Origin of the sequence: Demequina sp., assembly GCF_016278775.1 — a bacterium.
Classification (GTDB): domain Bacteria; phylum Actinomycetota; class Actinomycetes; order Actinomycetales; family Demequinaceae; genus Demequina.
The window spans coordinates 12,446-36,161 of sequence record NZ_JADQBF010000055.1 but is presented as its reverse complement, the minus strand read 5'-3'; the positions used below and the strand labels follow the sequence as shown (position 1 = coordinate 36,161).

The 23,716-nt window shown below is 65.6% G+C and carries 20 protein-coding genes; 10 read left to right on the top strand and 10 right to left on the bottom strand.

Annotated elements, in window-relative coordinates:
• Positions 1–1,487: 1,487 nt before the first annotated feature.
• The 5 genes from QZZ33_RS07140 to QZZ33_RS07120 form a co-directional block, all read right to left on the bottom strand.
• The gene (locus QZZ33_RS07140; RefSeq protein ID WP_291379083.1) at positions 1,488–2,105 is read right to left on the bottom strand and encodes a superoxide dismutase; all 618 of its coding nucleotides are present in this window, start codon (positions 2,103–2,105) and stop codon (positions 1,488–1,490) included.
• Between the two features lie 140 nt (positions 2,106–2,245).
• Positions 2,246–3,928, bottom strand: coding sequence for a ubiquinol-cytochrome c reductase cytochrome b subunit (locus QZZ33_RS07135; RefSeq protein WP_291379082.1), 1,683 nt, complete (start codon positions 3,926–3,928; stop codon positions 2,246–2,248).
• A complete protein-coding gene (locus tag QZZ33_RS07130) occupies positions 3,925–4,950 on the bottom strand; it encodes a Rieske 2Fe-2S domain-containing protein (protein WP_291379081.1) in 1,026 nt (341 codons plus the stop codon). The genes QZZ33_RS07135 and QZZ33_RS07130 overlap by 4 nt, the downstream gene beginning before the upstream one ends.
• Positions 4,947–5,729, bottom strand: coding sequence for a cytochrome c (locus QZZ33_RS07125; RefSeq protein WP_291379080.1), 783 nt, complete (start codon positions 5,727–5,729; stop codon positions 4,947–4,949). The genes QZZ33_RS07130 and QZZ33_RS07125 overlap by 4 nt, the downstream gene beginning before the upstream one ends.
• A gap of 9 nt (positions 5,730–5,738) precedes the next feature.
• The gene (locus QZZ33_RS07120; RefSeq protein ID WP_291379079.1) at positions 5,739–6,371 is read right to left on the bottom strand and encodes a heme-copper oxidase subunit III; all 633 of its coding nucleotides are present in this window, start codon (positions 6,369–6,371) and stop codon (positions 5,739–5,741) included.
• A gap of 112 nt (positions 6,372–6,483) precedes the next feature.
• Here QZZ33_RS07120 and QZZ33_RS07115 point away from each other — a divergent pair, with 112 nt between their 5' ends.
• Positions 6,484–6,912 carry a hypothetical protein gene (locus tag QZZ33_RS07115; RefSeq protein ID WP_291379078.1) on the top strand — a complete coding sequence of 143 codons (429 nt, stop codon included), beginning with the start codon at positions 6,484–6,486 and terminating at the stop codon, positions 6,910–6,912.
• A gap of 41 nt (positions 6,913–6,953) precedes the next feature.
• Positions 6,954–7,994, top strand: coding sequence for an anthranilate phosphoribosyltransferase (trpD, locus tag QZZ33_RS07110; protein WP_291379077.1), 1,041 nt, complete (start codon positions 6,954–6,956; stop codon positions 7,992–7,994).
• Positions 7,995–7,999: 5 nt separating this feature from the next.
• Here the strand turns inward: trpD and QZZ33_RS07105 are convergent, their stop codons facing one another.
• Positions 8,000–9,715, bottom strand: a complete 1,716-nt coding sequence (locus QZZ33_RS07105) for a DEDD exonuclease domain-containing protein (protein WP_291379076.1) — start codon at positions 9,713–9,715, stop codon at positions 8,000–8,002.
• A gap of 86 nt (positions 9,716–9,801) precedes the next feature.
• Here QZZ33_RS07105 and QZZ33_RS07100 point away from each other — a divergent pair, with 86 nt between their 5' ends.
• Together QZZ33_RS07100 and QZZ33_RS07095 are read left to right on the top strand one after the other, a co-directional pair.
• Positions 9,802–9,993 (top strand): hypothetical protein, encoded by a 192-nt coding sequence (locus QZZ33_RS07100; protein ID WP_291379075.1) that lies wholly within the window; start codon positions 9,802–9,804, stop codon positions 9,991–9,993.
• A gap of 170 nt (positions 9,994–10,163) precedes the next feature.
• Positions 10,164–10,487: a YggT family protein gene (locus tag QZZ33_RS07095; protein WP_291379074.1), complete on the top strand. Its 324-nt coding sequence runs from the start codon at positions 10,164–10,166 to the stop codon at positions 10,485–10,487.
• 29 nt (positions 10,488–10,516) lie between these two features.
• On the opposite strand, the gene QZZ33_RS07090 is transcribed toward QZZ33_RS07095, so the two are convergent.
• Positions 10,517–12,304: a long-chain fatty acid--CoA ligase gene (locus QZZ33_RS07090; RefSeq protein WP_291379073.1), complete on the bottom strand. Its 1,788-nt coding sequence runs from the start codon at positions 12,302–12,304 to the stop codon at positions 10,517–10,519.
• 81 nt (positions 12,305–12,385) lie between these two features.
• Here QZZ33_RS07090 and QZZ33_RS07085 point away from each other — a divergent pair, with 81 nt between their 5' ends.
• The 5 genes from QZZ33_RS07085 (at position 12,386) to QZZ33_RS07065 (ending at position 18,927) form a co-directional block, all read left to right on the top strand.
• Complete coding sequence (locus tag QZZ33_RS07085; RefSeq protein WP_291379072.1) at positions 12,386–13,360, top strand: ROK family glucokinase; 975 nt, start codon at positions 12,386–12,388, stop codon at positions 13,358–13,360.
• 19 nt (positions 13,361–13,379) lie between these two features.
• Positions 13,380–14,090, top strand: coding sequence for a lysophospholipid acyltransferase family protein (locus tag QZZ33_RS07080; RefSeq protein ID WP_291379071.1), 711 nt, complete (start codon positions 13,380–13,382; stop codon positions 14,088–14,090).
• Between the two features lie 100 nt (positions 14,091–14,190).
• Complete coding sequence (locus QZZ33_RS07075; RefSeq protein ID WP_291379070.1) at positions 14,191–15,390, top strand: pyrophosphate--fructose-6-phosphate 1-phosphotransferase; 1,200 nt, start codon at positions 14,191–14,193, stop codon at positions 15,388–15,390.
• Positions 15,387–16,775, top strand: coding sequence for a class II 3-deoxy-7-phosphoheptulonate synthase (locus tag QZZ33_RS07070; RefSeq protein ID WP_291379069.1), 1,389 nt, complete (start codon positions 15,387–15,389; stop codon positions 16,773–16,775). The genes QZZ33_RS07075 and QZZ33_RS07070 overlap by 4 nt, the downstream gene beginning before the upstream one ends.
• Positions 16,776–16,986: 211 nt before the next feature.
• Positions 16,987–18,927, top strand: coding sequence for an EAL domain-containing protein (locus tag QZZ33_RS07065; protein WP_291379068.1), 1,941 nt, complete (start codon positions 16,987–16,989; stop codon positions 18,925–18,927).
• A gap of 11 nt (positions 18,928–18,938) precedes the next feature.
• On the opposite strand, the gene pknB is transcribed toward QZZ33_RS07065, so the two are convergent.
• Together pknB and QZZ33_RS07055 are read right to left on the bottom strand one after the other, a co-directional pair.
• Positions 18,939–20,891: a Stk1 family PASTA domain-containing Ser/Thr kinase gene (pknB, locus tag QZZ33_RS07060; protein ID WP_291379067.1), complete on the bottom strand. Its 1,953-nt coding sequence runs from the start codon at positions 20,889–20,891 to the stop codon at positions 18,939–18,941.
• Positions 20,892–20,948: 57 nt separating this feature from the next.
• Positions 20,949–22,031, bottom strand: coding sequence for a lytic transglycosylase domain-containing protein (locus QZZ33_RS07055; protein ID WP_291379066.1), 1,083 nt, complete (start codon positions 22,029–22,031; stop codon positions 20,949–20,951).
• Between the two features lie 127 nt (positions 22,032–22,158).
• Here QZZ33_RS07055 and QZZ33_RS07050 point away from each other — a divergent pair, with 127 nt between their 5' ends.
• A complete protein-coding gene (locus tag QZZ33_RS07050; protein WP_291379065.1) occupies positions 22,159–22,500 on the top strand; it encodes an Rv2175c family DNA-binding protein in 342 nt (113 codons plus the stop codon).
• Between the two features lie 39 nt (positions 22,501–22,539).
• Here the strand turns inward: QZZ33_RS07050 and QZZ33_RS07045 are convergent, their stop codons facing one another.
• The gene (locus QZZ33_RS07045) at positions 22,540–23,610 is read right to left on the bottom strand and encodes a polyprenyl synthetase family protein (RefSeq protein ID WP_291379064.1); all 1,071 of its coding nucleotides are present in this window, start codon (positions 23,608–23,610) and stop codon (positions 22,540–22,542) included.
• Positions 23,611–23,716: the final 106 nt, after the last annotated feature.

The following is a 23,716-nucleotide window of genomic DNA, read 5'->3' as shown; positions in this document are numbered from 1 at the left end:
GGTTGCGAGGTCGCTGTGCCAACGGCCGGAGTTGTGCAAGCCCACGATCAACTCGAGTACCGTCAGCGCGACAGGTTCCGGGTGCTCCAGTCAGTGCGGAACAGGAGTTCGCGTTGGATTGGCATGGCAGGATCGATCCATGGGAGAAACGGCTTGGCGACCACTAGGGGTTGACGATGGGGCCTCAATAGCGGCGCCTGACGCCCCTAGACGGCGGCCTTCCGGAATGGCTGGCTGCGACCTATTGGTCGTGGGTTGAGAACCCAATCTGCACAAGCGAGGCTGCTCCGTGCGATCGGTGGGCCGTGCTCCAGAATGGGTTTGTCGAGCGTATGCGCTAGACGCTCAAGATTCCGCTTCCGTCTTGTGGTGCGCGCGGAAGTGGCGGCTCATTGTCGGCGAGACGAGTGATCGACGGCGCAATGGCCCATCTTCGCAATCATCCCAGTCCGTTCCAGATAGCGAACTACATCTTCGCAAACGGCAACAAGGGCAGCGCAGGTCAACTCAGTGGAATCACTGAACGCGGCAAACCAGCCATTCACAATGGGCGAGCGCTCTGGCCGCAAAGCGCTCGTGATGCACGCGCCACTTGGTGTGAAAGCTGTTGCGGAGGACGTCATGGGCGGGACCGGACGGGCGGGTGCGAGGTTAACGCAGGCTTGGGAGCCCCAATGCGGGATGTGGACGCGAACCCGAGCGAGGCCCACCGTCTCGCGATACTTGCCGGCGAGGACGCGAGGGCGCCCGTGAGATCACCGCACGACAGCGATGCGACGTTGGGCAAGTTTCTCTCACAGATGGAGGCTCAAGGTAGCTGGGCGATACCGCTGTCTCGCCAACACCCGAAGGCGTCGACCCAAGACGTGGTAGTCGGAAGGATGCGAGCGCTCCGGCACGGGCAACACGACCGCCACGGGGGACAGTCGACTGCGCGGGGCAGAAGCCTCGGAGAATGAGGCTCGCGTTGCGGTTGCCCTAAGCAGTGCCCTGGTGGCAGCCGTCGCCGATGGTTTGATCGTGCGCACTTGACTTGAGTCCCTAAGGACACTCGTACGGAATTGTGAGCGGCGTCGGCATCTCGTCGAGCAAGCGCTCGAAGTGAAATCCCGACAGGACGCTCGGCAAGGGCCGAGCGTTACCACGTGACCATCGGTTGCGAACTCAATTGTGCCCACCCAACCCCACAGCACGCGAAGAGGCCCTTCGCGGGGGATCAAGCCTGACCGCCACCACGGAGGAGCTCCTTGCGTGCCCCCAGGCCGAGTGTCCGCACCCAAGCCAACCCCAGCGTCGGCCGGTAGCAATCACGCCACGGGCGGGAGAGGGGCATCGAAAGCCGGTACAGATTAAGCCATTTGGAGGGGTTGGGACAAGAACGACCAAGGGCGGGCCCACCGTTTCCGGTAGACCCGCCCTTGGCGGGGGGAGACGCCGTACCGGGCGAACCCGGAAAGGGGGGACGTCGTCTCTGTGAAGCGGAAAGACTAGACGAGCAGGCCCGTGGTCGATGACGCGGTGGCGAAGCGACTCTGGACGTTGGCCCAGTCCACGACGTTCCACCACGCCTTGACGTAGTCGGCCTTCACGTTCTTGTACTGCAGGTAGAAGGCGTGCTCCCACATGTCCAGCATGAGCAGCGGGATGAGTCCCATGGGGACGTTGCCCTGCTGGTCGTACAGCTGCACAATCACCAGCTTCTTGCCGATGGTGTCCCACGCGAGGATCGACCAGCCGGAGCCCATGATGGTCATGGCGTTGTGGGTGAAGTGCGCCTGGAACTTGTCGAAGGAGCCAAAGTGCTCGTCGATGGCGGTGGCGAGGGGGCCAGTGGGCTTGTCGCCGCCGTCTGGCGACATGTTGGTCCAGAAGATCGAGTGGTTGGTGTGGCCACCAAGGTTGAAGGCGAGTGCCTTCTCGAGCCCGGCGATGGCACCGAAATTGTCGGTGTCGCGGGCGTCCGCCATCTTCTCCAGCGCTGTGTTCGCGCCTGCCACGTAGGCGGCGTGGTGCTTGGAGTGGTGGAGCTCCATGATCTCGCCCGAGATGGACGGAGCGAGTGCTGCGTAGTCGTAGGCAAGGTCCGGCAGTGTGTAGTCGGCCATTGTTCCTCCAGTGCGCCCCGGGGACTACCGAGACTCTCGTTGTGGCGCGTACCAGGAGGTACGCATCGGTCCTACAGGGTCAACGTGCTTGCATCGGTGACCATTCCATTGTGCGGCGATTGGCTGGCAAGCGCGACCGGTCACGGGTGGATCGCGGGATCCTCAGGCGCAGCCTTCTTGCCTGACTCGAGCTCGTGGGCGTGGTGCTCCTCAGCCGCCTTGAGTTCTGCTGGCGTCACGGGTTCCACGCGGTCCTCGAAGTAGAAGCGCGACCAGGCTGCCTTGAAGCGGTCCCAGCGGTAGCCCTTGCGGCGCACGCCGCGGTCGTTCAGTTCGGGCGCAAGTTCGCGGGGCTTGAGCGCGTCGTAGGACACACGCACCCAGCGTTCCTGCTCGGTGAGCGGCTCGTGCACCTCGATGTATTCGCCGTTGTCGAAGCGGACGATGCGCCCCGTCTCGTGCCCATGGAGCACCAGTTCGCGGTCCTTGCGTTGCAGTCCCATCGCGAGGCGTTTGGCGATGATGAACGCGAGGATGGGCAACACGATCACGGTGATGCGGAACATCAGGGTGAGGTCATTGATCGACAGGCTGAACAGGGACGCCACGATGTCGTTGGAGCCTTCGAGCACCAGCACCACGTAGAACGTGATGAGTGCGACGCCCAGCGCGGTGCGCGTGGGGGCGTTGCGGGGGCGGTCCAGCACGTGCTTCTCGCCACGGTCGCCGGTGGCCCACGCCTCGATCCACGGGTAGAGGGCCAGCACGCCAAAGAACAGCCCTGGCAGCACGACGGCAGGGATGAGCACGTTGAGCGACAGCGTGAAGCCGCCGATCACGTACTCGAAGTTGCCTGGCATGATGCGCAGCGCGCCGTCGATGAACAGCATGTACCAGTCTGGCTGGGTGCCTGCGGAGACGGGGGAGGGGTCGTACGGCCCGTAGTTCCACACGGGGTTGATCTGGAACACGGCGGCCAGCAGCGCGATCACGCCGAACACCACAAAGAAGAAGCCGCCGGCCTTGGCCATGTAGACCGGGAACAGGGGTAGGCCGACCACGTTCTTGTCGGTGCGGCCGCCTCCCGGGTATTGCGTGTGTTTGTGCAGGAACACCAGGAACAGGTGCAGCGCGATGAGCCCCAAGATCAGGGCCGGTATCAGCAGGATGTGCGCCGTGAACATGCGGGGGATGAGCGCCTCGCCAGGGAACTCGCCGCCGAACAGGCCGTAAGAGATGTAGGACCCTGCCAGCGGAATCGACTTGATGACGCCGTCGATGATGCGCAGTCCGTTGCCCGACAGCACATCGTCAGGAAGCGAGTAGCCGGTGAAGCCAGCCGCGAGCGACAGGATCATGAGCGTGAAGCCCACTAGCCAGTTGAGCTCGCGGGGCTTGCGGAAGGCGCCGGTGAAGAAGATGCGCGCCATGTGCGTCACGATCGACGCGGTGAAGATCAGCGCTGCCCAGTGGTGGATCTGCCGCATGAGCAGGCCGCCGGGCACCTCGAAGGACATGTGCACGGTGGACTCGAAGGCCCTGGACATCTCCAGGCCCTTCAACTGCGCAAACTCCCCTTCGTACTCAACGATGTCCATCGACGGTACAAAGAACGCCGTGAGGATGACGCCTGAAAGCAGTAGCACGACAAACGAGTACAGCGCGATCTCGCCCAGCATGAACGACCAGTGGTCGGGGAAGATCTTGCGCGCAATGAACTTGGTGAACGCGCCGATCGAGGTGCGCTCGTCCACGTAGCTGGCAGTGGAGCCCGCCGCGCGATTGAGACGGCTGTCCGTGGGTGCGGTCTTCACTTCGGTCACTTGAGGCGCTCCCAGTAGCTCGGGCCGATCGGCTCGTTGAAGTCGTCCTTGGCGATGATGTAGCCCTCGTCATCGACGGCGATGGGCAACTGCGGCAGGGCCCGCTTGGCGGGACCGAACACCACCTTGGCTCCGTTGGCCACGTCAAAGGTGGACTGGTGGCACGGGCACAGCAGGTGGTGCGTCTGCTGCTCGTACAACGCCACTGGGCAGCCGACGTGCGTACAGATTTTCGAGTAGGCGACGATGCCGTCGAAGGACCAGTCTTCGCGTCCTGGCTGCACGTTGAGGTCGTCTGGACTCATGCGGATGAGCAGGACGACGGCCTTGGCCTTCTCTTCGAGTTGGTGGTGTTCCAACTCCGTGAGGCCGTCTGGGATCACGTGAAAGACGGAGCCGATGGTGACGTCGGACGCCTTGATGAGTGAGCCGTCCGGGTCTTTCGCAAGGCGAACACCCTGCTTCCACATGGTGTGGCGAAACTTGGAGACGTTCCAGTCGCCGCCCAGGTTGCCGATGGCTGGCACCAGCACTGATAGGGGAGCGATGGCGAGCGCCGTCACCAAGGAGCCCTTGAGTAGCCCGCGACGTCCGACGCCGATGCCGGAATCCTTGGCGCCCTCCTTGAGGTTGTCGACGGCTCCAGCGCGGGCCTCGTCTGAGGAGCGCAACTCGTGGCGTTCCTCGACCATGTCGTGGTCACGCATCAGCGTCTTGGCCCAGTGAATCGCGCCGGTGCCGATGCCGATCATGGCCAAGAAGAGGCCGAGTCCCATGAGCATCGTGGAGTTCTGCACGCCCGCGATGTTGTCGCCGCCCACGTCGGACATGACGTAGGCAGCGATCGCGATGACGGTGCCGAGCACCGACAGGCCGAACATGGCCGCGACCTGGCGTTCGGCGCGATTTGCCGCCTTGGGGTCGACGTCCGCACGGCGGGGCCGGTGGTCAGCGGGCACGCCGGGATCGGTGAACTCCTCGTCGACAGCGCCGCCCTGGTGATTCACGTTGTCGGTGCTCATGAGGAACGCACTCCAATCCACACGGTGAACCCCACAATCAGGCCCATGCCCAGCAGCCACGCCCACAGGCCCTCGGCGACGGGGCCGATGGTGCCCAGGCTGAGGCCTCCCGGCGCGCCGTCGCGCTGCTCCTCCAGGAAGGCGATGATGTCGCGCTTGTCTTCTGGCGTCATGTTCGCGTCGTTGAACACTGGCATCGACTGGGGTCCCACCAGCATGGCCTCGTAGATGTGGGTGGGGGTGGTCGCCCACAGCGCGGGCGCGTACTTGCCCTGACTGAGCGCTCCGCCGCCTCCCACTGACCCGTGACACATGGAGCAGTTGGTGCGGAACAGCTGCATGCCGTTGGCGGGGTCGCCAAGCGCGGCGTCGACCGCCTCCGCGTCGGGAACAGAAGGTCCGGGGCCGAGCGACGCGACGTAAGCGGCCAGCTGAGCGATCTGCTTGTCGTTGAACTGGACGTCCTTGGCGATTGCCTGCGGGCCGGAGGCCTGCATCGGCATGCGGCCGGTGCCCACCTGGAAGTCAACGGCGGCTGCACCAACCCCTACCAGCGTCGGCGCGACGCCGTCTTGGCCCTGAGCGCTCAAGCCGTGGCACGTGGCGCAGTTGGCGGCGAAGAGCTTCTGGCCCTCTTGGATGGCGTCCTCAGACGCCACCGTTGCCTGTGCTGGCTCCGAACGAGCAAACGATGCGGCCATGGTGAGTCCAGCCAGCAACGCGAACATCAGGATCAGGGGCGCCGCGCGGTGGTGACGCTTCAAAGCAACTGTGCGCATCGGGTCCCCCTATTGCAGACCGTAGATGACAAGGAACAGGGCAACCCAGACCACGTCGACAAAGTGCCAGTAGTAGGACACGACGATGGTGGTGGTTGCCTCGAGCGTGCCGAACTTCCTAGCGACGAAGGAGCGGCCCAGCACGAACAGCATGGCGATCAGGCCGCCAAGTACGTGGAGGCCGTGGAAGCCGGTGGTGATGTAGAAGGCGGAGCCATAAGGCGAGGACGAGATGGTGAGGCCCTCGTGGACCAGCTCGGAGTACTCAAAGATCTGGCCGGCGATGAAGAGCGAGCCCATGATGTACGTCAGCACGAACCACTCGTGGACGCCCCACGCGCGGAAGTTCAACAGTGAGCCCGTGCGTCGGCGTTGGTAACGTTCGGCGGCCCACACGCCCGCTTGGGCGGTGAAGGATGACGCCACCAGGATCGCGGTGTTGAACAACGCAAACGGCACGTTCAACAACGACGTGCCGGAGGCCCACTCGCCGGGAGCCTCGCCTCGCAGGGTGAAGTACATGGCGAAAAGTCCTGCGAAGAACATGAGTTCGGAACTAAGCCAGACTATGGTCCCGACCGCGACTCGATTGGGGCGCGTAGCGTGGATCGGGGAGGACATCGCCGCTGGTGCGTGGGACATGGACCCATTATGCCTGTCTTGAGCGCGAGCGCGAGCAAAGGTCCCGGGTCCCGGCGCGCCACACAAGTCGAGACCGGACGTCGTCCCTGTGCGTCGTGCCAGAATGGACCGCATGAACGACGTCACTGTTCGCCCCGGCGACTCTCCGGCACTCAAGCCAGTCAACATCTTGCTCTACAGCGACGACGTCACGGTGCGTGACAAGGTCAAGCTTGCTGTCGGTCACACCACCTCTGGCAGGTCCGTCGAGTGGACCGAGACCGCCACCCACGACGGCACCGTGATGCAGGCGGACGCCAACGACTTCGACCTCATGATTCTTGACGGCGAGGCGGCCAAGTCTGGAGGAATGGGCATCGCGCGGCAGTTCAAGCACGAGCTCTTTGTGTGCCCGCCCATCCTGTTGCTGGTGGGCCGCACGGCCGACGCTTGGCTCGCCACGTGGTCCGAGGCAGACGCCGCCGTCGCGCACCCGCTTGACCCGTTCGTCGTGAAGGACGCCGTCGACGCCTTCTTCGAGCCCGCTTCAGCGACCGCTTAGGTTCTCCACCCCTCTACTGACTCTCCACAGAAGGAATTCTCATGGCAACGTGGCCCGACATCCTGATGCGCCTGTCCTTTGACGAGGACCTCGACGCGGCGGACACGGCCTGGATGCTCGACGAGGTCTTCAACGGTCGCGCCACCGACGCCCAATTGGGGGCGTTCCTCATGGGGATGCAGACTAAGGGGGCCACCGCGGCAGAGGTGAACGGCATGGTGGAGACGATGCTCGCCCACGCCGCACCTCTCACCGTCCCTGGTCGCTGCGTTGACATCGTGGGTACTGGCGGCGACAAGGCCAACACCGTCAACATCTCGACCATGGCCGCGATCGTGATCGCTGGCACGGGGCTACGGGTGGTCAAGCACGGCAGCCGTGCCGCATCCTCCACCACAGGGTCTTCCGACGTGCTTTCCGCGCTCGGCGTCAACCTCGACCTCGAGCCGCAGCGCGTGGCCGAGGTGGTCGAAGAGGTCGGCATCACCTTCTGCTACGCGATCAAGTTTCACCCGGCCATGCGCTTTGCTGGCCCCGTGCGCAAAGAGCTCGGCATCCCCACCATCTTCAACGTGTTGGGTCCGCTCACCAACCCAGCCCAGCCAGCCGTCAGCGCCATTGGCGCGTCGTCAGCCGCGTTGGCCCCCGTCATGGCAGAGGTGCTCGCCATGCGCGGCCGCGACGGCATGGTGTTCCGCAACGAGGATGGCCTGGACGAGTTGGCTGCGACCGCGGCCACTCGCGTGTGGACCGTGAGAGATGGTGTGGTGAGCGAGGCCGTGATCGACGCTGCCGCGGACCTGGGGCTGCACCCGATCCCGATCGAGGCGCTGCGCGGAGGCGAGTTCGACGAAAACGCCGCAGTGGTGCGGTCCGTGTTGGCGGGGGCGAGCGGGCCGGTGCGTGAGACCGTCATCGCCAACGCCGCGCTGGCGATCGCGGCGGACGGGACGCTCCCAGGCACGGACGCCGACGATCTGGTCACCCGGATCAAGGCTGGCATGACTGCGGCGGCGAACGCGATTGACTCCGGCGCGGCCGAGGCCACCTTGCATCGCTGGGCCAAGGCGACTCAGGACTGAGTGGCCTAGCGGCGCAACTGCTCGACGCTCTCGCGGTCGAGGTTGCGCGCGCTCACCCAGCGGGCGTGCCTGGCGGCACCCATGGCGGGGCTGCTCCACTCGCCCTCGATGAACACGAGTCTGGTGCCTTCTGACTCCAGCCAGCGCGCGATCATCTCGCGCTCCTCCACCAGGGCATCGGCCGGGGCCTCGTCCCACTCGTCCTTGAGCCGCGCGCATGCGGCCCAGACCCCTTGAGAGACGTGTGCCGATCCCGCGAGCACGCCGTCCGCGACGCACACCACGTCGAAGCCGTGACCTGAACGCTTGACGGCGACCAGGCGCACGCCGCGCAGCGCCTGCAGCCGTTGGGCACGCATCGATCCGTCGACGAGGGCCGATATGCCGTCCCGAAGCTGCGCCGCGCGTTCGAAGTCCAGCTTGTCGACGTGCTCCTGAATGGCTTGGGAGAGCGCCGCGACCACGGGGGAGGGGTCGTCCTGCAGTGCCGCAGTGGCCGCCGCCACGGTGGCGTCGTAGCCAGACTCTGCACCAGCTACGCACGGGGCCGCGCACTGGCCCAGATCCTTCTGCAGGCACGCCCTAGCGCCGGCCCGCGGCACGATCGTGAGCCGCGTGGTGCACGTGCGCACCCCTAGCGCGTGTTGAACGGCTTCGATCGCGGACTGAGACTCGCCCCCGCCGCGCATCGGCCCCACGAGCGCACCGCCGCCGGATGCCGAGCGGGTGACGCGCAGGCGTGGGTAGCGCTCGTCGGTGAAGCCGATCCAGGCCGTGCGCTCCGGCCGTGCGGAGCGGCGGTTGTAGCGGGGGCGGTGACGGTCGATCATCCGCACCTCGACGACTCTGGCCTCCAGGTCGGTGGCGCACACGTAGGTGTCGACTCCCACTGCGAGTTCGAGCATTTCCCTGATCTGGCGGCGTTGCTCGCCCCGCGTGAAGTAGGTCTTGACGCGCGAGCGCAGGTTCTTGGAGGTGCCGACGTACAGGTGCTCGCCTTGCGGGCCCCTGAAGACGTAGACGCCTGGCTGCGCGGGTACCTTGTCGGCCATCGTGGCCTTCTTGCTCAGCTTCTCCGGCACAGGGTTGCGCAGGGCGTCCAGATCTTCCCGGTGCGTGATGCCAAAGCGCGCCAACCGCTCGAGCATGTGGTGGAGGATCTCCGACGTGGCCCTGGCGTCTTCCAGTGCGCGGTGGTTGGGGGTGACCACAGTGCCGAAGGCGCGTGCCAGCGTCGACAGTTTCTTGTTGGGAGCCTCCTCCTTGGTGGTGGCCCTGCGGGCCAAGGTGACCGTGTCCACCACCTCGTTGCCAGGCCAGCGGTAGCCATGCTGGCGGCAGGCTGCCTTGAGGAAGCCGACGTCGAATGGCGCGTTGTGCGCGACCAGCACGGCGTCTCCGAGGAACTCGAGGAAGCTGGGAAGCACCTGCTCGATCCTGGGTGCGGCCACCACCATGGCGTCGGTGATCCCGGTGAGGGCGACAATCATGGGTGGGATGGGCAGCCCTGGGTCAACGAGCGTTTGAAACTCCCCGAGAACCTCGCCGCCGCGCGTCTTGACCGCGCCGATCTCGGTGATGGCGCTCCCCGAGGGAGAGCCGCCGGTGGTCTCGAGGTCGACCACCACAAAGGTGGTGGCGTGGAGCGGCTCGCCGATCTGGTCGAGTCCTACCTGCACGCCCTGAAGTTGAGAGCTCAGATCGGGCGCGTCGATGGTCATGTGTCAGACCGTACGTCACGGGTCAGACAGGGGTGGGCGCTGGCGCTCATGTCCAGATGTCAGGGGTCGCGTTTAGCGTGAGTGTCATGTTGATCGAATGCGATGAGTGCACGGCACGCGGCCCAGCGTGCGGCGACTGCGTGGTGTCCTTTCTCACGATCACGCGGCGTCCCCAGACCATCGAAGTGGACGAGGACCAAGCGGCGGCCATCACCGCCATGTCGCAAGGGGGACTATTGCCGCCCTTGCGACTTGTGCGGGATGAACGCGCCAGCTGACCCTCGCCTCATCCGCGACAGCCCCATTCCATCCACCCCGGGAGGCGAGCTTCGTGAGGGCTTGACGACGATGTGGTGGCGGCTAACCTGGAAAATGACCAGTTGCGTGTCCCCGGCGCCGCACGGTTGCCTTGCGGGTCGCGGGACCTTTGCCCGACGAAGGAGGCGCCGTGCGCATCAATCTGCTCGTCACCAGAATTCTGGAATTTCTGTTCACGTTGGTGGGAGCGTTCCTGCTCTTGCGGTTCGTGCTCAAGCTGTTCGGCGCCAACGAAGACAACGGCTTTGTCAGTTGGTGGTACGAGATGAGCGGCGTCTTGCTCGATCCGTTCCGCGGCGTGTTTCCCACCGAGACCTACCAGAGCCAATACGTTCTGGAGTTCTCGACGCTGTTCGCACTGCTCGTGTACGGGCTCGCCTACCTGCTGATCGTCGCGCTCATCAACGCGATTACTCCCACGCCGGCTGATGAGGCCAGAAGGAGTGCCCTGTAGCGGCTAGAGCGACGCGGTCCTGTCGCCAGTTACTCGCGATACAGGCCCTTGATGCGTTCGTGGAAGTCCTTCATGACGCGGGCGCGCACCACCTTGAGGGAAGGAGTGAGGTAGCCGTTCGCGATCGTGAAGTCCTCGAGCACCACCTCGTACTTGCGGATCGACTCGGCGCGTGACACCGCCCTGTTGGCTCGCTCGACCGCCTTGTCAAGGTGCTCGCGCACCGTCGCGTCGGCCGCCGCCTCTGCCACCGTCAGCTCGGGCAGGCCCTTCGCCTTGAGCCAGCCTGGTAGTGCCTCAGCATCGAGAGTGATCAGCGCGGCGATGAAGGGCTTGCCGTCGCCCACCACCACGCACTGAGAGACCAGCGGATAGGCCCTCAGTCGGTCCTCCAGCATCGCGGGCGCCACGTTCTTTCCGCCGGCCGTCACGATGAGTTCCTTCTTGCGGCCAGTGATGGTGAGGTAACCCTCGTCGTCCTCGGCGCCAATGTCACCCGTCAAGAACCAGTCACCCTGCGCTGACTCGGCCGTCGCGTCGGGATTGTGGTGGTAGCCGGAGAACAGCGAGGGCCCGCGCAACAGGATCTCGCCGTCGTCGGCGATCTTGACCTCGATGCCGGGCAGGGGCTTGCCCACGGTGCCGATCTTGGACCGCTCGGGGCGGTTCACGTGAGACGCAGCGTTGGTCTCCGTGAGTCCGTATCCCTCGAGCACCACCAGGCCCAGCCCGCGATAGAAGTGCCCCAACCGTTCGCCCAGCGGGGCGGAGCCGGAGATGGCCCAGTGGCCATTCCCTCCCAGCACGTTGACAATCTTCTGCAGGACCAGCCGGTGGGCAATGCGGTGGCGCAGCTTCAGTGCAGCCGACGGGCCCTCTGGTGTGTCGAGCGCCCTCGAGTAGTCGATCGCCTGCTTGGCTGCCCACCGGAAGATCTTGACCTTGCCGCCAGCTGCGGCCTTCTGCTCGGCCGACGTATAGACCTTCTCGAACACGCGCGGAACGGCCAGGATCAGCGTCGGCTTGAACGTGCCCATATAGGGGACCAACTTGGTCGAGTCTGGGCAGAAGCCCAGGACGGTGCCGGACGCCACGAGCGCGACCTCGACGAGCCGGGCAAGCGAGTGCGCGAGCGTCAGGAACATGACGGTCGAGGCACCCTCCTCGAACAGGACGTCGTGCAACTCTTCTTGGATTCCGGCCACGTGCACGGTGTAGTTGCCGTGCGTGAGGCGGACGCCCTTGGGCCTGCCAGTGGTGCCGGACGTGTAGATGATGGTGGCCAGGTCATCGGGACCGGGGGCCGTGCGGCGCGCCTCAAGTTCGGCGTCGCTCACGCTCGCACCCTCTGCCATGAGGGCGTCGATGGCGCCCCTGTCGATGACCTCGATGGCGGTGAGCGGCGACTCGGAGTCGGAGGCGACCTTGCGTGCGAGAGCCGCGTGGGCATCGGTCTCGACAAACAGCGTGGCGATGTTGGCGTCTGACGTGATCCAGTCGATTTGGGACGACGACGACGTGTCGTAGACGGGAACAGGGATGGCACCTGCCGACCAGATGGCCATGTCAAGCACTGTCCACTCGAACCGTGTGCGGCACATGATGCCGATGGTGTCGCCTGGACCCAAGCCTCGCGCGATCAGCCCCTTCGCGACGGCGTCGACGTGTGCGCGTGCTTGAGCGCCGGTGACGTCGATCCACTGGTCATCGGCGTCGGTGTAGCGCATCACCACCTTGTCTGCGCGCAGAGACCAGGATTCCGTCGCGAGTTCCATGATGTTGCGGGCAGGGGACGCTGGGGACGATGCATCACTCATGTTGACTCCGTTGGCAAGGTGAATGGTTGCGCTCACGATACCCTCGGTGGGGTCGAATGACATACATCTGAAGGGATTGACGTGGACGCGGTGGGTGTCGACATTGGGGGAACCAAGATCGCTGTGGGCGTGGTCGACAGCACTGGCACGATCTTGACGAAGGTGCGCCGCCCCACCCAGCCGCAGAACCCCGGCAGCATCGATGCGGCCATCGCCGACGCGGTGGCGGAGTTGTCGGCGAAGTACGACGTGCGGGCCGTAGGCCTTGCGGCGGCTGGCTTCGCAAGCTCCGACCGCAACCACATGAATTTCGCTCCCAACATCGCATGGCGCGACTACCCGCTGGGAGACAACCTGCGGGCCATGATGGGCCGAGACGACATCACCGTGGTGGTGGAGAACGACGCGAACGCTGCGGGCTGGGCGGAATACGTTCACGGCGCTGGCAAGGGCACAGGGACGATGGTGATGCTCACCATCGGCACTGGCTTAGGGTCCGCGATCGTGGTCGACGGTGAACTGGTGCGTGGCGCCTATGGCTTTGCCGCCGAACTGGGCCACTTGCGCATGGTGCCGAACGGTCAACCGTGCGGATGCGGGCAAAAGGGCTGCTGGGAGCAATACGCGTCTGGCTCTGCCTTGACTCGCGAGGCCCGCAAGGCAGCCGTCGATCGCCCCGTGCGCGCCGCCGGTCTGATCGAGCGCGCGGGCGGCAAGCCCCAGGCCATCTCCGGTCCGGATGTCACGGCCGCCGCTCTTGACGGCGACGAACTGGGACTCGAACTCCTGGCGGATGTGGGCCGGTGGATCGGCGAGGGCTGCGCTCAAGTCGCCGCCGTACTCGACCCCGAGGTGTTCGTCATCGGCGGGGGCGTGATCGCTGCGGGAGATCTCATGCTTGAACCGGCCCGCGAGGCCTTCTTCGAGCACCTGACCGCACGTGGCCATCGCCCAGTGCCTCCCATCTTGGCCGCCGACATGGCAAACGACGCCGGAATCGTGGGGGCAGCGGCGCTCGCTCGCGAGGCCGTGCCGCTCGACTTGACGCCCCGCTAGAGCGAACACGAGGAGACGCATGTACTACCAGATGTTCAAACACGTGTTGCTGGGTCCCGGCCTCAAGGCCTACTACCGGCCCTGGGTCGAGGGCTCAGAGAATGTGCCAGCGCATGGCGGCGCAATCTTGGCGTCGAACCACTTGTCCTTCTCCGACTCCGTGTTTCTGCCCCTTGTGCTCAAGCGCAAGGTGGTGTTCCTTGGCAAGTCGGAGTACTTCACCGGCAAAGGCGTCAAGGGCGCTGCTACCAGGGCCTTTATGCAGGGTGTTGGCACCATTCCCGTGCATCGAGGCGGGGGCAAGGCCTCTGAGGCCGCGCTGCGCACCGGCATGCAGGTGCTGGGAGGCGGCGAGTTGCTGGGCATCTACCCTGAGGGCACCCGCAGCCCTGACGGCCGCCTCTACCGCGGCAAGACCGGGGTGGCGCGGCTCGCCATCGAGGCTGGCGTTCCCATCATTCCTGTGGCGATGATCAACACAGACGTGGCGCAGCCGGTGGGGAAGAGGGTGCCTACTCGCGAGGACATCGGCGTGCGCATCGGCGCCCCCCTCCACATCAGCGGGTATCGGGGCCGCCAAGAGGACAGGGAAGCGTTGCGGGAACTGACGGATGCCGTGATGGACGCGATCCGTGCGATGTCCGGCCAGGAGTACGTCGATCGTGACTCCGCACAGTACAAGCGCGAACTCGACAAGGCGCAGCGGAAGGCCAGCTCCGAGGAGTCCTGACCGCCCGCACCGTTCGCCGTCCACGGGACCTGCGTCGCGCAGCAGCCCACGCCCCGCCCCTAGAATGAGCGGGAAAACCCTCTTCTGAAAGGCTTGTCGCATGTCCGTTCGTCGTGTCGCGTTGCTCACCGCCGGAGGCTTCGCCCCCTGCCTGTCGTCCGCCGTCGGTGGCCTCATTGGTCGCTACACCGAGGTCGCGCCCGACGTGGAGATCATCGCCTACGAGCACGGATACTGGGGCCTGTTGCAGGGCAAGAAGATCGTCATCTCCGATGAGGTGCGAGCCAAGGCGGGCATCCTTCACGAGTTCGGCGGCTCGCCCATCGGCAACTCGCGCGTCAAGCTCACCAACGTGGCCGACTGCGTCAAGCGCGGCCTGGTCAAGGAGGGCCAAGACCCCCTCGCCGTCGCCGCTGAGCAGCTCAAGGCCGACGGCGTGGACGTGCTTCACACTATTGGCGGCGATGACACCAACACGACCGCGGCCGACCTTGCCGCCTACCTTCACGAGAACGGCTACGAGCTAACCGTGGTGGGGCTTCCCAAGACGATCGACAACGACGTGGTGCCGATCAAGCAGTCGCTCGGCGCATGGTCCGCTGCCGAGCAGGCTTCCGTGTTCGCTCAGAACGTCATCGGCGAACACCGGTCAGGCCCCCGCATGCTCATCGTTCACGAGGTCATGGGCCGTGCGTGTGGCTGGCTGACGGCCGCGGCCGGCATGAAGTACCGCGAGTGGCTGAACACCCTGGAGTTTGTGCCAGGCATCGGCCTGACCAAGGAGCGGTGGGACATCCACGCCCTGTACGTGCCGGAGGCGTCGATCGACCTGGACGCAGAGGCCACGCGCCTCAAGGCCGTCATGGATACGGTGGGTAACGTCAACATCTTCTTGTCAGAGGGCGCTGGCGTGCCGGAAATCATCAAGGAGATCGAGGAGTCAGGCGGCGAGGTGGCACGCGACCCGTTCGGCCACGTGCGACTAGACGACATCAACCCTGGCAACTGGTTCGCTCAGCAGTTTGCCGACCGCCTGGGCGCCGAGAAGGTGATGGTGCAGAAGTCCGGTTACTTCTCGCGTTCAGCGCGCGCCAACAAGGAAGATCTGCGCCTTATCAAGTCCATGACCGACTTCGCCGTCGAGTCCGCCCTGCGCGGCGAGCCCGGCGTGATTGGGCACGACGAGGAGGACGGCGGCCGTTTGAAGGCGATTGCGTTCCCCCGGATTGCGGGCCACAAGCCCTTCGACACGTCCACCTCTTGGTACGTCGATCTCTTGGCTGACATCGGGCAGTCATGACCACCGCAGACGAGAGGCTCGTCGCCGCTGGCGTCGACAGCTACCTCGCGTGCGAGGCCAGGCAGCAGCCGGCGTGGCCAGACGCCGACGCCCTCCAACGGGCCGTCGGCAGGCTCAAGCAGGTGCCGCCGCTCGTGTTCGCGGGAGAGGCCGACGTGTTGCGTGGCCACCTCGCCGCCGCAGGGGCTGGCGATGCCTTCGTGCTTCAAGGCGGGGACTGCGCCGAGATCTTCGCCGAGGCGACGGCTGACCGCATCCGCAACAAGATCAGAACGATCCTGCAGATGGCCGTGATCCTGACGTACGGCGCGTCGACACCCGTCGTGAAGATCGGCAGGATGGCCGGCCAGTACGCGAAGCCGCGCTCCTCCGACTGGGAGACAAGGGACGGCGTGACGTTGCCCGCGTACCGCGGCGACATCGTCAACCACTCGTCTTTCGAGCCGGAGTCTCGGATTCCCAACCCCGAGCGGCTGGTTGACGCCTACCACGTGTCGGCATCCACCCTCAATCTCATCAGGGCCTTCACCACGGGTGGATTTGCTGACCTGCGCCGTGTGCACCAATGGAATCGCGGCTTCGCGGCGAACCCCGCGTACGCGGCCTACGACAAGGTGGCGGGGGAGATCGACCGCGCCGTGCGCTTCATGGAGGCAGCAGGCGGGGACTTCGACGCGCTCAAGACCGTCGAGTTCTTCTCGAGCCACGAGGCGCTCCTTCTCGACTACGAGCGTGCGCTCACCCGCATCGACTCGCGCTCAGGCTTGCCCTACGACTGCTCGGCGCACTTCTTGTGGATCGGCGAGCGCACCCGTCAGCTAGACGGCGCCCACGTGGAGTTCATGTCGAAGATTCACAACCCCATCGGCATCAAGTTGGGGCCTGCGAGCACGGCGGCGGATGCCGTGGCCCTCGCCGAACGCCTCAATCCTGAGAACATCCCCGGTCGCATCACCTTCGTGGCCCGCATGGGGGCGGACAAAGTGCGTGACGTGCTTCCTGGAATCGTGGAGGGTGTGCGCGACGCCGGTGTGGCGGTCACGTGGTTGACGGACCCCATGCACGGCAACACCTTCACCTCAGACTCCGGCTTCAAGACGCGCCGATTCGACACGATCCTGGACGAGGTCAAGGGCTTCTTCGAGGTGCACAGGGAGCTCGACACCGTCCCCGGAGGACTGCACGTGGAGCTCACCGGCGACGACGTCACCGAGGTCATGGGCGGCACAGCCGAGATCGACGACTTGGGCCTGGCGCGGCGCTACGAGACTAAGGTTGACCCGCGCCTCAACCACGAGCAGTCGCTCGAGATGGCGTTCCTGGTGTCCGAACTGTTGTCGCAGCGCAACCAGATTCCGCTGGAGCAGTTGCAGGTGGACGACTAGCGCAAGGGGGTTTCCTTACACACCCCCATTCGAGCCCGATAGGACTCGCATGCGACTTCAATGGCGAGGTGCTGCTTGGTTCCACATTGTCCCAAGCCGTTTTCGCGCGGGCGGGGGACCCACGAGCGGAGACTCGGGAAGCAAGAACACGGCAAAGCGTCAGGCTCGACGGAGTCGGTTGGCCGGAGTAGGCATCGTCGTCGTGCTCCTCATGGTGAGCTTGTTCGCCATATGGTCGTCGCAGTTGGCGGCGCGAGCCGCGGCGGCGGCGACCGAGGCCAGCAGGCAGTCTCAAGCCTTCGACCGCGCGGCCGCGGCGGTAGCGGCGGAGGAGGCACTGGCCCACAAGTACCGACTGAATCCCAGCGTCAGTGTGCGCGCAGACTTCAATGCGGCGTCGGCGGATTTGGTGGCAGCCTTCCAGCAGGCGTACGGCGACGCCGGGCCGGAGCAGCGGACCCTGATTCAGCGTGCGAGAAGCCGTCACGACCGCTACTTGAGCTCGATCGAGGAGATGTTTGCCGCGGTTGATCGCAATGACACCATGGAGGTGTCGCGGATCGCCGGGCAAGAGGTGGACCCGGAGTTCAACGCCATTGTCGTACTGGTCCAAGGCGAAGCCGACCGGGAGCACGTGGTGGCGATGGCGCGGATCCAGGAGGTGCAGAACCTTCATGACACCGTGCGCGGACTCGTCCCTCTCGTGTTCATCATTGGGCTGCTCATGGTTGCAGGGCTGGCCGCCATCACCCGGGGCTATCGAAAGCTCCTCGACGCCGAGCGCGCGGGCGCCCTGTATGCGTCCATGCACGACGGGCTTACGAGTCTCCCGAATCGGACGCTCATGGGCGACCGCCTCGACGAATTGCTCAAGGCGGGCGCACGCACGGGCGCGACGACCGGTCTGCTCCTCATGGATCTTGATAGGTTCAAGGAAGTCAATGACACGTTCGGTCACCACTATGGTGACGTTCTTCTTCGCCAGATCGGCCCCCGACTGCAGACACGGCTGAGGAGCAGCGATACGGTCGCTCGGCTCGGGGGGGACGAGTTCGCCATCTTGCTTCCGAACGTCGGCTCCTTGGCCGCGGCCACACGGGTCGCAGACGCCCTCCAGGAGGCTCTCGAGAGTCCCTTCCACGTGGAGGGCGTCGAGCTCGAAGTGGAGGCAAGTATTGGCGTGGTCATCTCTGGACGGCATGGCAGCGATGCCTCCACCCTGCTGCAGCACGCGGACACCGCCATGTATGTCGCGAAGGGCAGCGATCTAGGGGTCGTTGCCTATGAGTCAGACACCGATACCCATTCGCCCGAGCGGCTCGTGCTCCTGGGAGAGTTGCGCCACGCGATCGAGAACGATGAACTCTTCTTGCATTATCAACCCACGTTGGACATGGGGTCTGGCGAGGTGACCGGAGTGGAGGCGCTCGTGCGATGGGAGCACCCCACGCGCGGCGCGGTGTACCCCGATGACTTTGTGCCGTTGGCCGAGTACACGGGGCTGATTGGCCCGCTCACGCGGTTTGTGCTGAACTCCGCGTTGTCCCAGGCGAGGTCCTGGGTCGATGAAGGGGCACCCCTTCAGGTGGCGGTGAATCTGTCCGCCAGGAGTCTCCTGGACGAGCACCTGCCGCGCAGCGTAGAGGAGCTCTTGGAGGCTCACGGCGTGCCGGCCGCGTTGCTGAAGTTGGAGATCACCGAGTCGGCGATCATGGCCGATCCGGAGCGTGCGTCCCGGCTTCTGCGGGGGCTTGCTGATCTTGGAGTGGAGATCTCGATTGACGACTTCGGGGTTGGCTACACCAGCCTTGGCCAGCTGAAAAACCTGCCCATCTCCGAACTGAAGATCGACAAGTCCTTTGTCATGACGATGCATGAGGACACCAGCGACGCGCTGATCGTGCATAGCGTCATCGACTTGGGGCACAACCTCGGGCTGACGATCGTCGCGGAGGGCGTGGAGAACGCCGAAGTGCTGGAACACCTCTCCGCGTACGGGTGCGACGACGCCCAGGGGTACCACCTTTGTCGGCCCATTCCCGCGGGGGAGATTGATCAATGGCTTTCTGATCGCCGCGGCGGGCGCGCGGGCGAGGACTGGGGCCTGCGAAAGTGGCGCAACCTCGCCACTGAGCTGTTCGCACAGTGGTGACCTCAGGACGACTAACTGTCGTAGTAGAGGGTGATCGTCGTGCCCTCTTCGACCCGCTTGCCCTCCTTGATGCTCTGATCGGCAACAAACTCCTTCTTGGTCCACGGGAACGCGTTGTACGGCTTCCACTCCACCACCAGCCCGAGGTCGTCGGCACGGGCTTGCGCCACGTCCACCTCGAGTTCGTAGAAGCTCGGGACCTCGACCCACGGTTTGCCTTCAGACACCCACAGCGTGATCGCGGCGGTGCGGGTCGAATCGGCTCCTGGCGCGGGGTCGGTGGCATACACCTCGCCCTTTTCCACCGTGTTGTCGCGCCCGTACTCGACGGCCACGACCATCGCGAAGCTATCCAGGAGATTCTTGGCGCGTTCCTCGCTGAGTCCCGTCACGTCCGGCACCACGATCGGTTGCGGGCCCTTGGAGATGACCAGGTCGATGGGCGTGTTCCACGGCACCGACTCCTCGGCAGCAGGAGAGGTCGAGAGGATCTCGCCCTCTGGTGCGCCGTCGTCGTAGACGGAGTCCTTGGTGCCCACGCTGAAGCCCTCGTCGCCCAAGAGGTCCAAAGCGTCGGCCTCAAGGATGCCCACCACGTTGGGCACCACCTCCATGCGCTGGCCCTTGGACACGACCATCTTGACGGTCTCGCCCTTGCCGATTTGTTCCTGCGCACCTGGGTCGGTGCGGACCACCAATCCGGCGGGGACGTCGTCGGAGAAGTCGGACAAGGTGACGACGCCGAGGCCCGCGCTCTCGAGAATCGCCCTGGCATCGCTCGACGTCTCGCCTGCCACGGGGGGCACGGTCGTGTATGCGCCCGGGCCCTGAGTCGTGTACCACCAGGCGCCGAGGCCGAGGAGCACGAGCAGTGCCGTCACGAGGGCGCCCACCCATAGCCCCACACGCCTGTTCTCTTGAATCGGCTCCAGCGCCTCCGGGTCATCGTCGATGATCTCGACGTCGATGGGAGCGAAGGCTGGCATGCCAGCACCGATGGGCAGCGAAATGGTGGAACCGGTCGGAACCTGATCGAGGATCGTGGTGTCGTCATCCACCACGGGCACCGTGCCAGACGGGGGATCGGCGCGGCGGTCGAGAGTGGGGTCGTCGATCATGGCGCGCGTCTGCCGCAACATCGTCAGTGCGGCCCCAGCGTCGGCTGGGCGCTTGTCCGGTTCGCGGGCCGCCAAGGCCAGCACGAGGTCGTCGATCTCCGCAGGAAGCCAGGGGACGTACGTCGAAGGCGCGGGGATGTCCTCGTGGACGTGGCGGGCCGCCACCTCGATCGCGCTGGGGGCGGTGAAGGGCTGCCGGCCAGTGAGGGCCTCGAAGAGCAGTATCCCTGTCGCGTACACGTCCGTGCGGGAATCTGCGGTGCCGTTCGCGACCAGTTCCGGGCCCAAGTAGGCGACGGTGCCCATGATGGTTCCCGTGGACGTTGCCGTGACCTCGGTGACGGCGCGCGCCAAACCGAAGTCGGCCAGTTTGGGGCGACCGTCCTCGTCGATCAGGACGTTCTCCGGCTTGACGTCGCGGTGCACCAGTCCCTTGCGGTGAGCCGCGCTGAGCGCGTCGAGCACTGATTCAACGATGGTGAGCGCCTCGCCCACCGGCAGGGTCGACTCGTGGTGAAACCTGGCTCGCAGGTTCTCGCCGTCGACGTACTCCATGGTGAGGTACGAGATGTCGCCGTCGGTGCCTTGGTCGTACACCCTCACCATGCCTGGGTGGGTCAATCGAGCGGAGGCCTTGGCTTCGCGTCGGAAGCGGGAGGCGAACTCTTGGCGTTCCGTCTCTGAGCCAAGATCCGCGTGCATCACCTTGACGGCCACGAGCCGTTCCAGGCGTCGATCAAGCGCGAGGTACACGGTCGCCATGCCGCCAGAGGCGACGCGTTCGCGCACCTCGTAGCGGCCGTCGATCAGACGGCCGAGCATGGGGTCGGTTATCGTCTCGGCCACAGTCACATTCTACGGAGTCGGGATGGTCAAAAGGTGGGACGCCGTTCCGATGGTGATCTAGTCGAAACGGGACATCAATGCTTTCACTGATGCAACGTACCGCACCGTGTCAGAGTTCATTCCACGTGTCCTGACCGATCTTTCTCCCTGGTAGTACCCAGCAATCGCCGTATCGAGATCGGTGCCATCGCGCTGAAGACGGCGCAGTATCGCCACCCCGGCGGTCACATTGTCTTCTGGCACCAGCAGGTCGAGCTCTCGTCCTACCAGGTCGGAGGCCCATTCGCCAGAGGTGGGGATCACCTGCATGCATCCAATGGCGTTAGCGGGGGAGACCGCTCGCTGATTGAAGCCGGACTCCTGGTAGGCGATCGCCTGGGCGAGGGCGGGGTCCACTCCCATGCTGTTGGCCGTGTCGATCACCAGGTGTTGCATCTGTGTGCGACTGGGGACGTCCATCGCGTTGAGCGTCGCCTTGTTGACGTTGGCAGCCGCCACCACGTCGGCGGGATATGTGCGGCCAAGGAAGGTGTCTGGGACGAGCCCCGTGGGGGCGCCTCCAGGCACCGTCAGCGCTTGGCCGACGCGAATCACTCCGGGGTCCTTCAAGGCGTTTGCGTCAGCGATCGCCGCCACGGTGGTGCCGTGGCGAGTCGCTATTGACCACACGGTGTCCCCGCTCCTGACGACATAGGTGAGCGATGGAGCGGTGGCGGTGAGTTCTGGTGTGGAGGGCGAGGTTGTGGCGCCGGGGATCGCGAGCGTCTGTCCGATGCGGATGGTCGCCGCCGCGTTCAGGGCGTTGGCCTGGCGGATGTGCGCGACGGTCACTCCGTAGGCCGCGGCGATGTCCCACACGGTGTCGCCGCGCACCACGACGTGCGTGACGGGGGCGTGCGCAGGCGATGAGGTGGGGATGGTGAGGCGCTCGCCGATGTAGATGGTGGCGGACGCGTTGAGGTCGTTGGCCTCCATGATGCTCACGGCGGGAACCCCGTACGTCGCGGCCAGGCCCGACACCGTGTCGCCTGGCGCGACCACGTGGTCCGTGTGCGCTTGCGCCGGTAGGGAGACCATGGCAAGCGCGGCGGCGGTCAGCGACGTGGCGATGGCCCTGCGGGTTGCGGTGCGCGTGTCCATGACGGCTCCTTGCGTGACGCGTCGCCGCGATACTCACGGGGCGCATGTGACAATTGGGACATATGTGACTGTAGCCGGTGATGTGGGGGCGCACAACACATGGGACGCGGCTCGCTACGCTTGGCACGTGAGCGAATGGTTGAGTGTTCCCGAGTGCGCCGAGGTGCTTGGCGTGCCGTTGTCCCGCGTCAGGGAGCTCTTGCGAGAGCGCTACCTGATCGCCGTGAGGCGCGGGGAGAACAACGCGCTGTACCTGCCAGCCGGGCAGATCATCGACGGTGAAGAGGGCCCAGAGGTGCTCGCCACGGTGCGCGGCACCGTCATCGTCTTGGCAGACGCTGGCCTCAGCGACGACGTCATTGTCGAATGGCTCACGAGCGTCCACGACGAACTGGATGCCACGCCGCTGGATGCCTTGCGATCCGGCAAGCGCGCCCCCGTGAGAAGGCTTGCCCAGACCGTCTTCTAGTCACCCAGCGTCGGCGGGCAGCGCCTGCGCGCGACGGGACTAGGACGCGCGGGAGACCGTCGAGTCGATGAGACCTTCGAGCCGAGCGCGCTGGGCGTCGTCCATGACGAGGGAACCGAGCGCCTCCCGAGAGCGCTGCGCGTAATCGTCAATCCGCTCCTCGACGGCCTGCACCGCTCCCGAAGTCCTCAGCACGCCCACGGCGGCGGCGATGTCCGATGCGTCGGCCGATTCGTTGCCGACCGCAGCCATGAGCACCTCCCGGCCCTTCGCGTCGGCGCGGTCGAGACCCAGGGAGAGCAGCAAGGTGCGCTTGCCCTCCCGCACGTCGTCACCTGCGGGCTTGCCCGTCGTCTCTGGCGCCCCCACCGCGCCCAAGAGGTCGTCCCGCAACTGGAAGGCGATGCCCAGGGGGACACCCACGGCGGCCCACTCGTCGACGGTCTCGGGAGGCAGCCCGGCAAGTGCGGCCCCCAGCGCGAGTGGCCCCTCGGCCGTATACGAAGCCGTCTTTGCGCGCATCGTCGCCACAATGGCGTCCGTGTGCGCGCCGAGAGACTCCAACGGCTGTGCCGCGAGACGGATGTCGAGGTACTGGCCGGCCGTGCACAGGGTGGCCATGGAGGAGAAGCGACCGCCGACGGCCGACGCGACCTTGCCTGGCAGGCCGGCAATGCCTGCGGTGAGCAGGTGATGACACGCCATGAGCGCGAGGTCGCCCGCAAGAATCGCGGCACCCGTGCCGAACCGCTCCGGATCGCCCAGCCACCCCTGCGACGAGTGAAGCGCCTCCAGGCTGCGATGCGTCGACGGCATGCCTCGACGTGTGTCCGAGCGGTCGAGGACGTCGTCGTGGATGAGCGCTGCGGTCTGGAAGAGCTCGACCGCGCCTGCCACTCGAAGTGCACGGTCCGGCTCGTGCCCGCCACACGCGTCGTACGCAGTGAGCACCAGGAGCGCCCTCACGCGCTTGCCCTTGGCTGCCAGCGTCGCCACAGGGGCCAGCAGTTCTTCTGGGCTGTGTGTGGCTGGCGCAATGTCGGCTGCGAGCTGTTCCAGAGCGGTCGCGATGACCTCATCTACCTGGGCTCTGCGTGCGACGTCGTCCATGCCACCAGCCTAGGGCGCGCGTCGTGCCCAGGCGCACGAATGCCCCCTTGCCCACAGCGCGATGGCCTCGTCAGACGGCGGCGGCCCCACCCGCGCCACGCTGGCG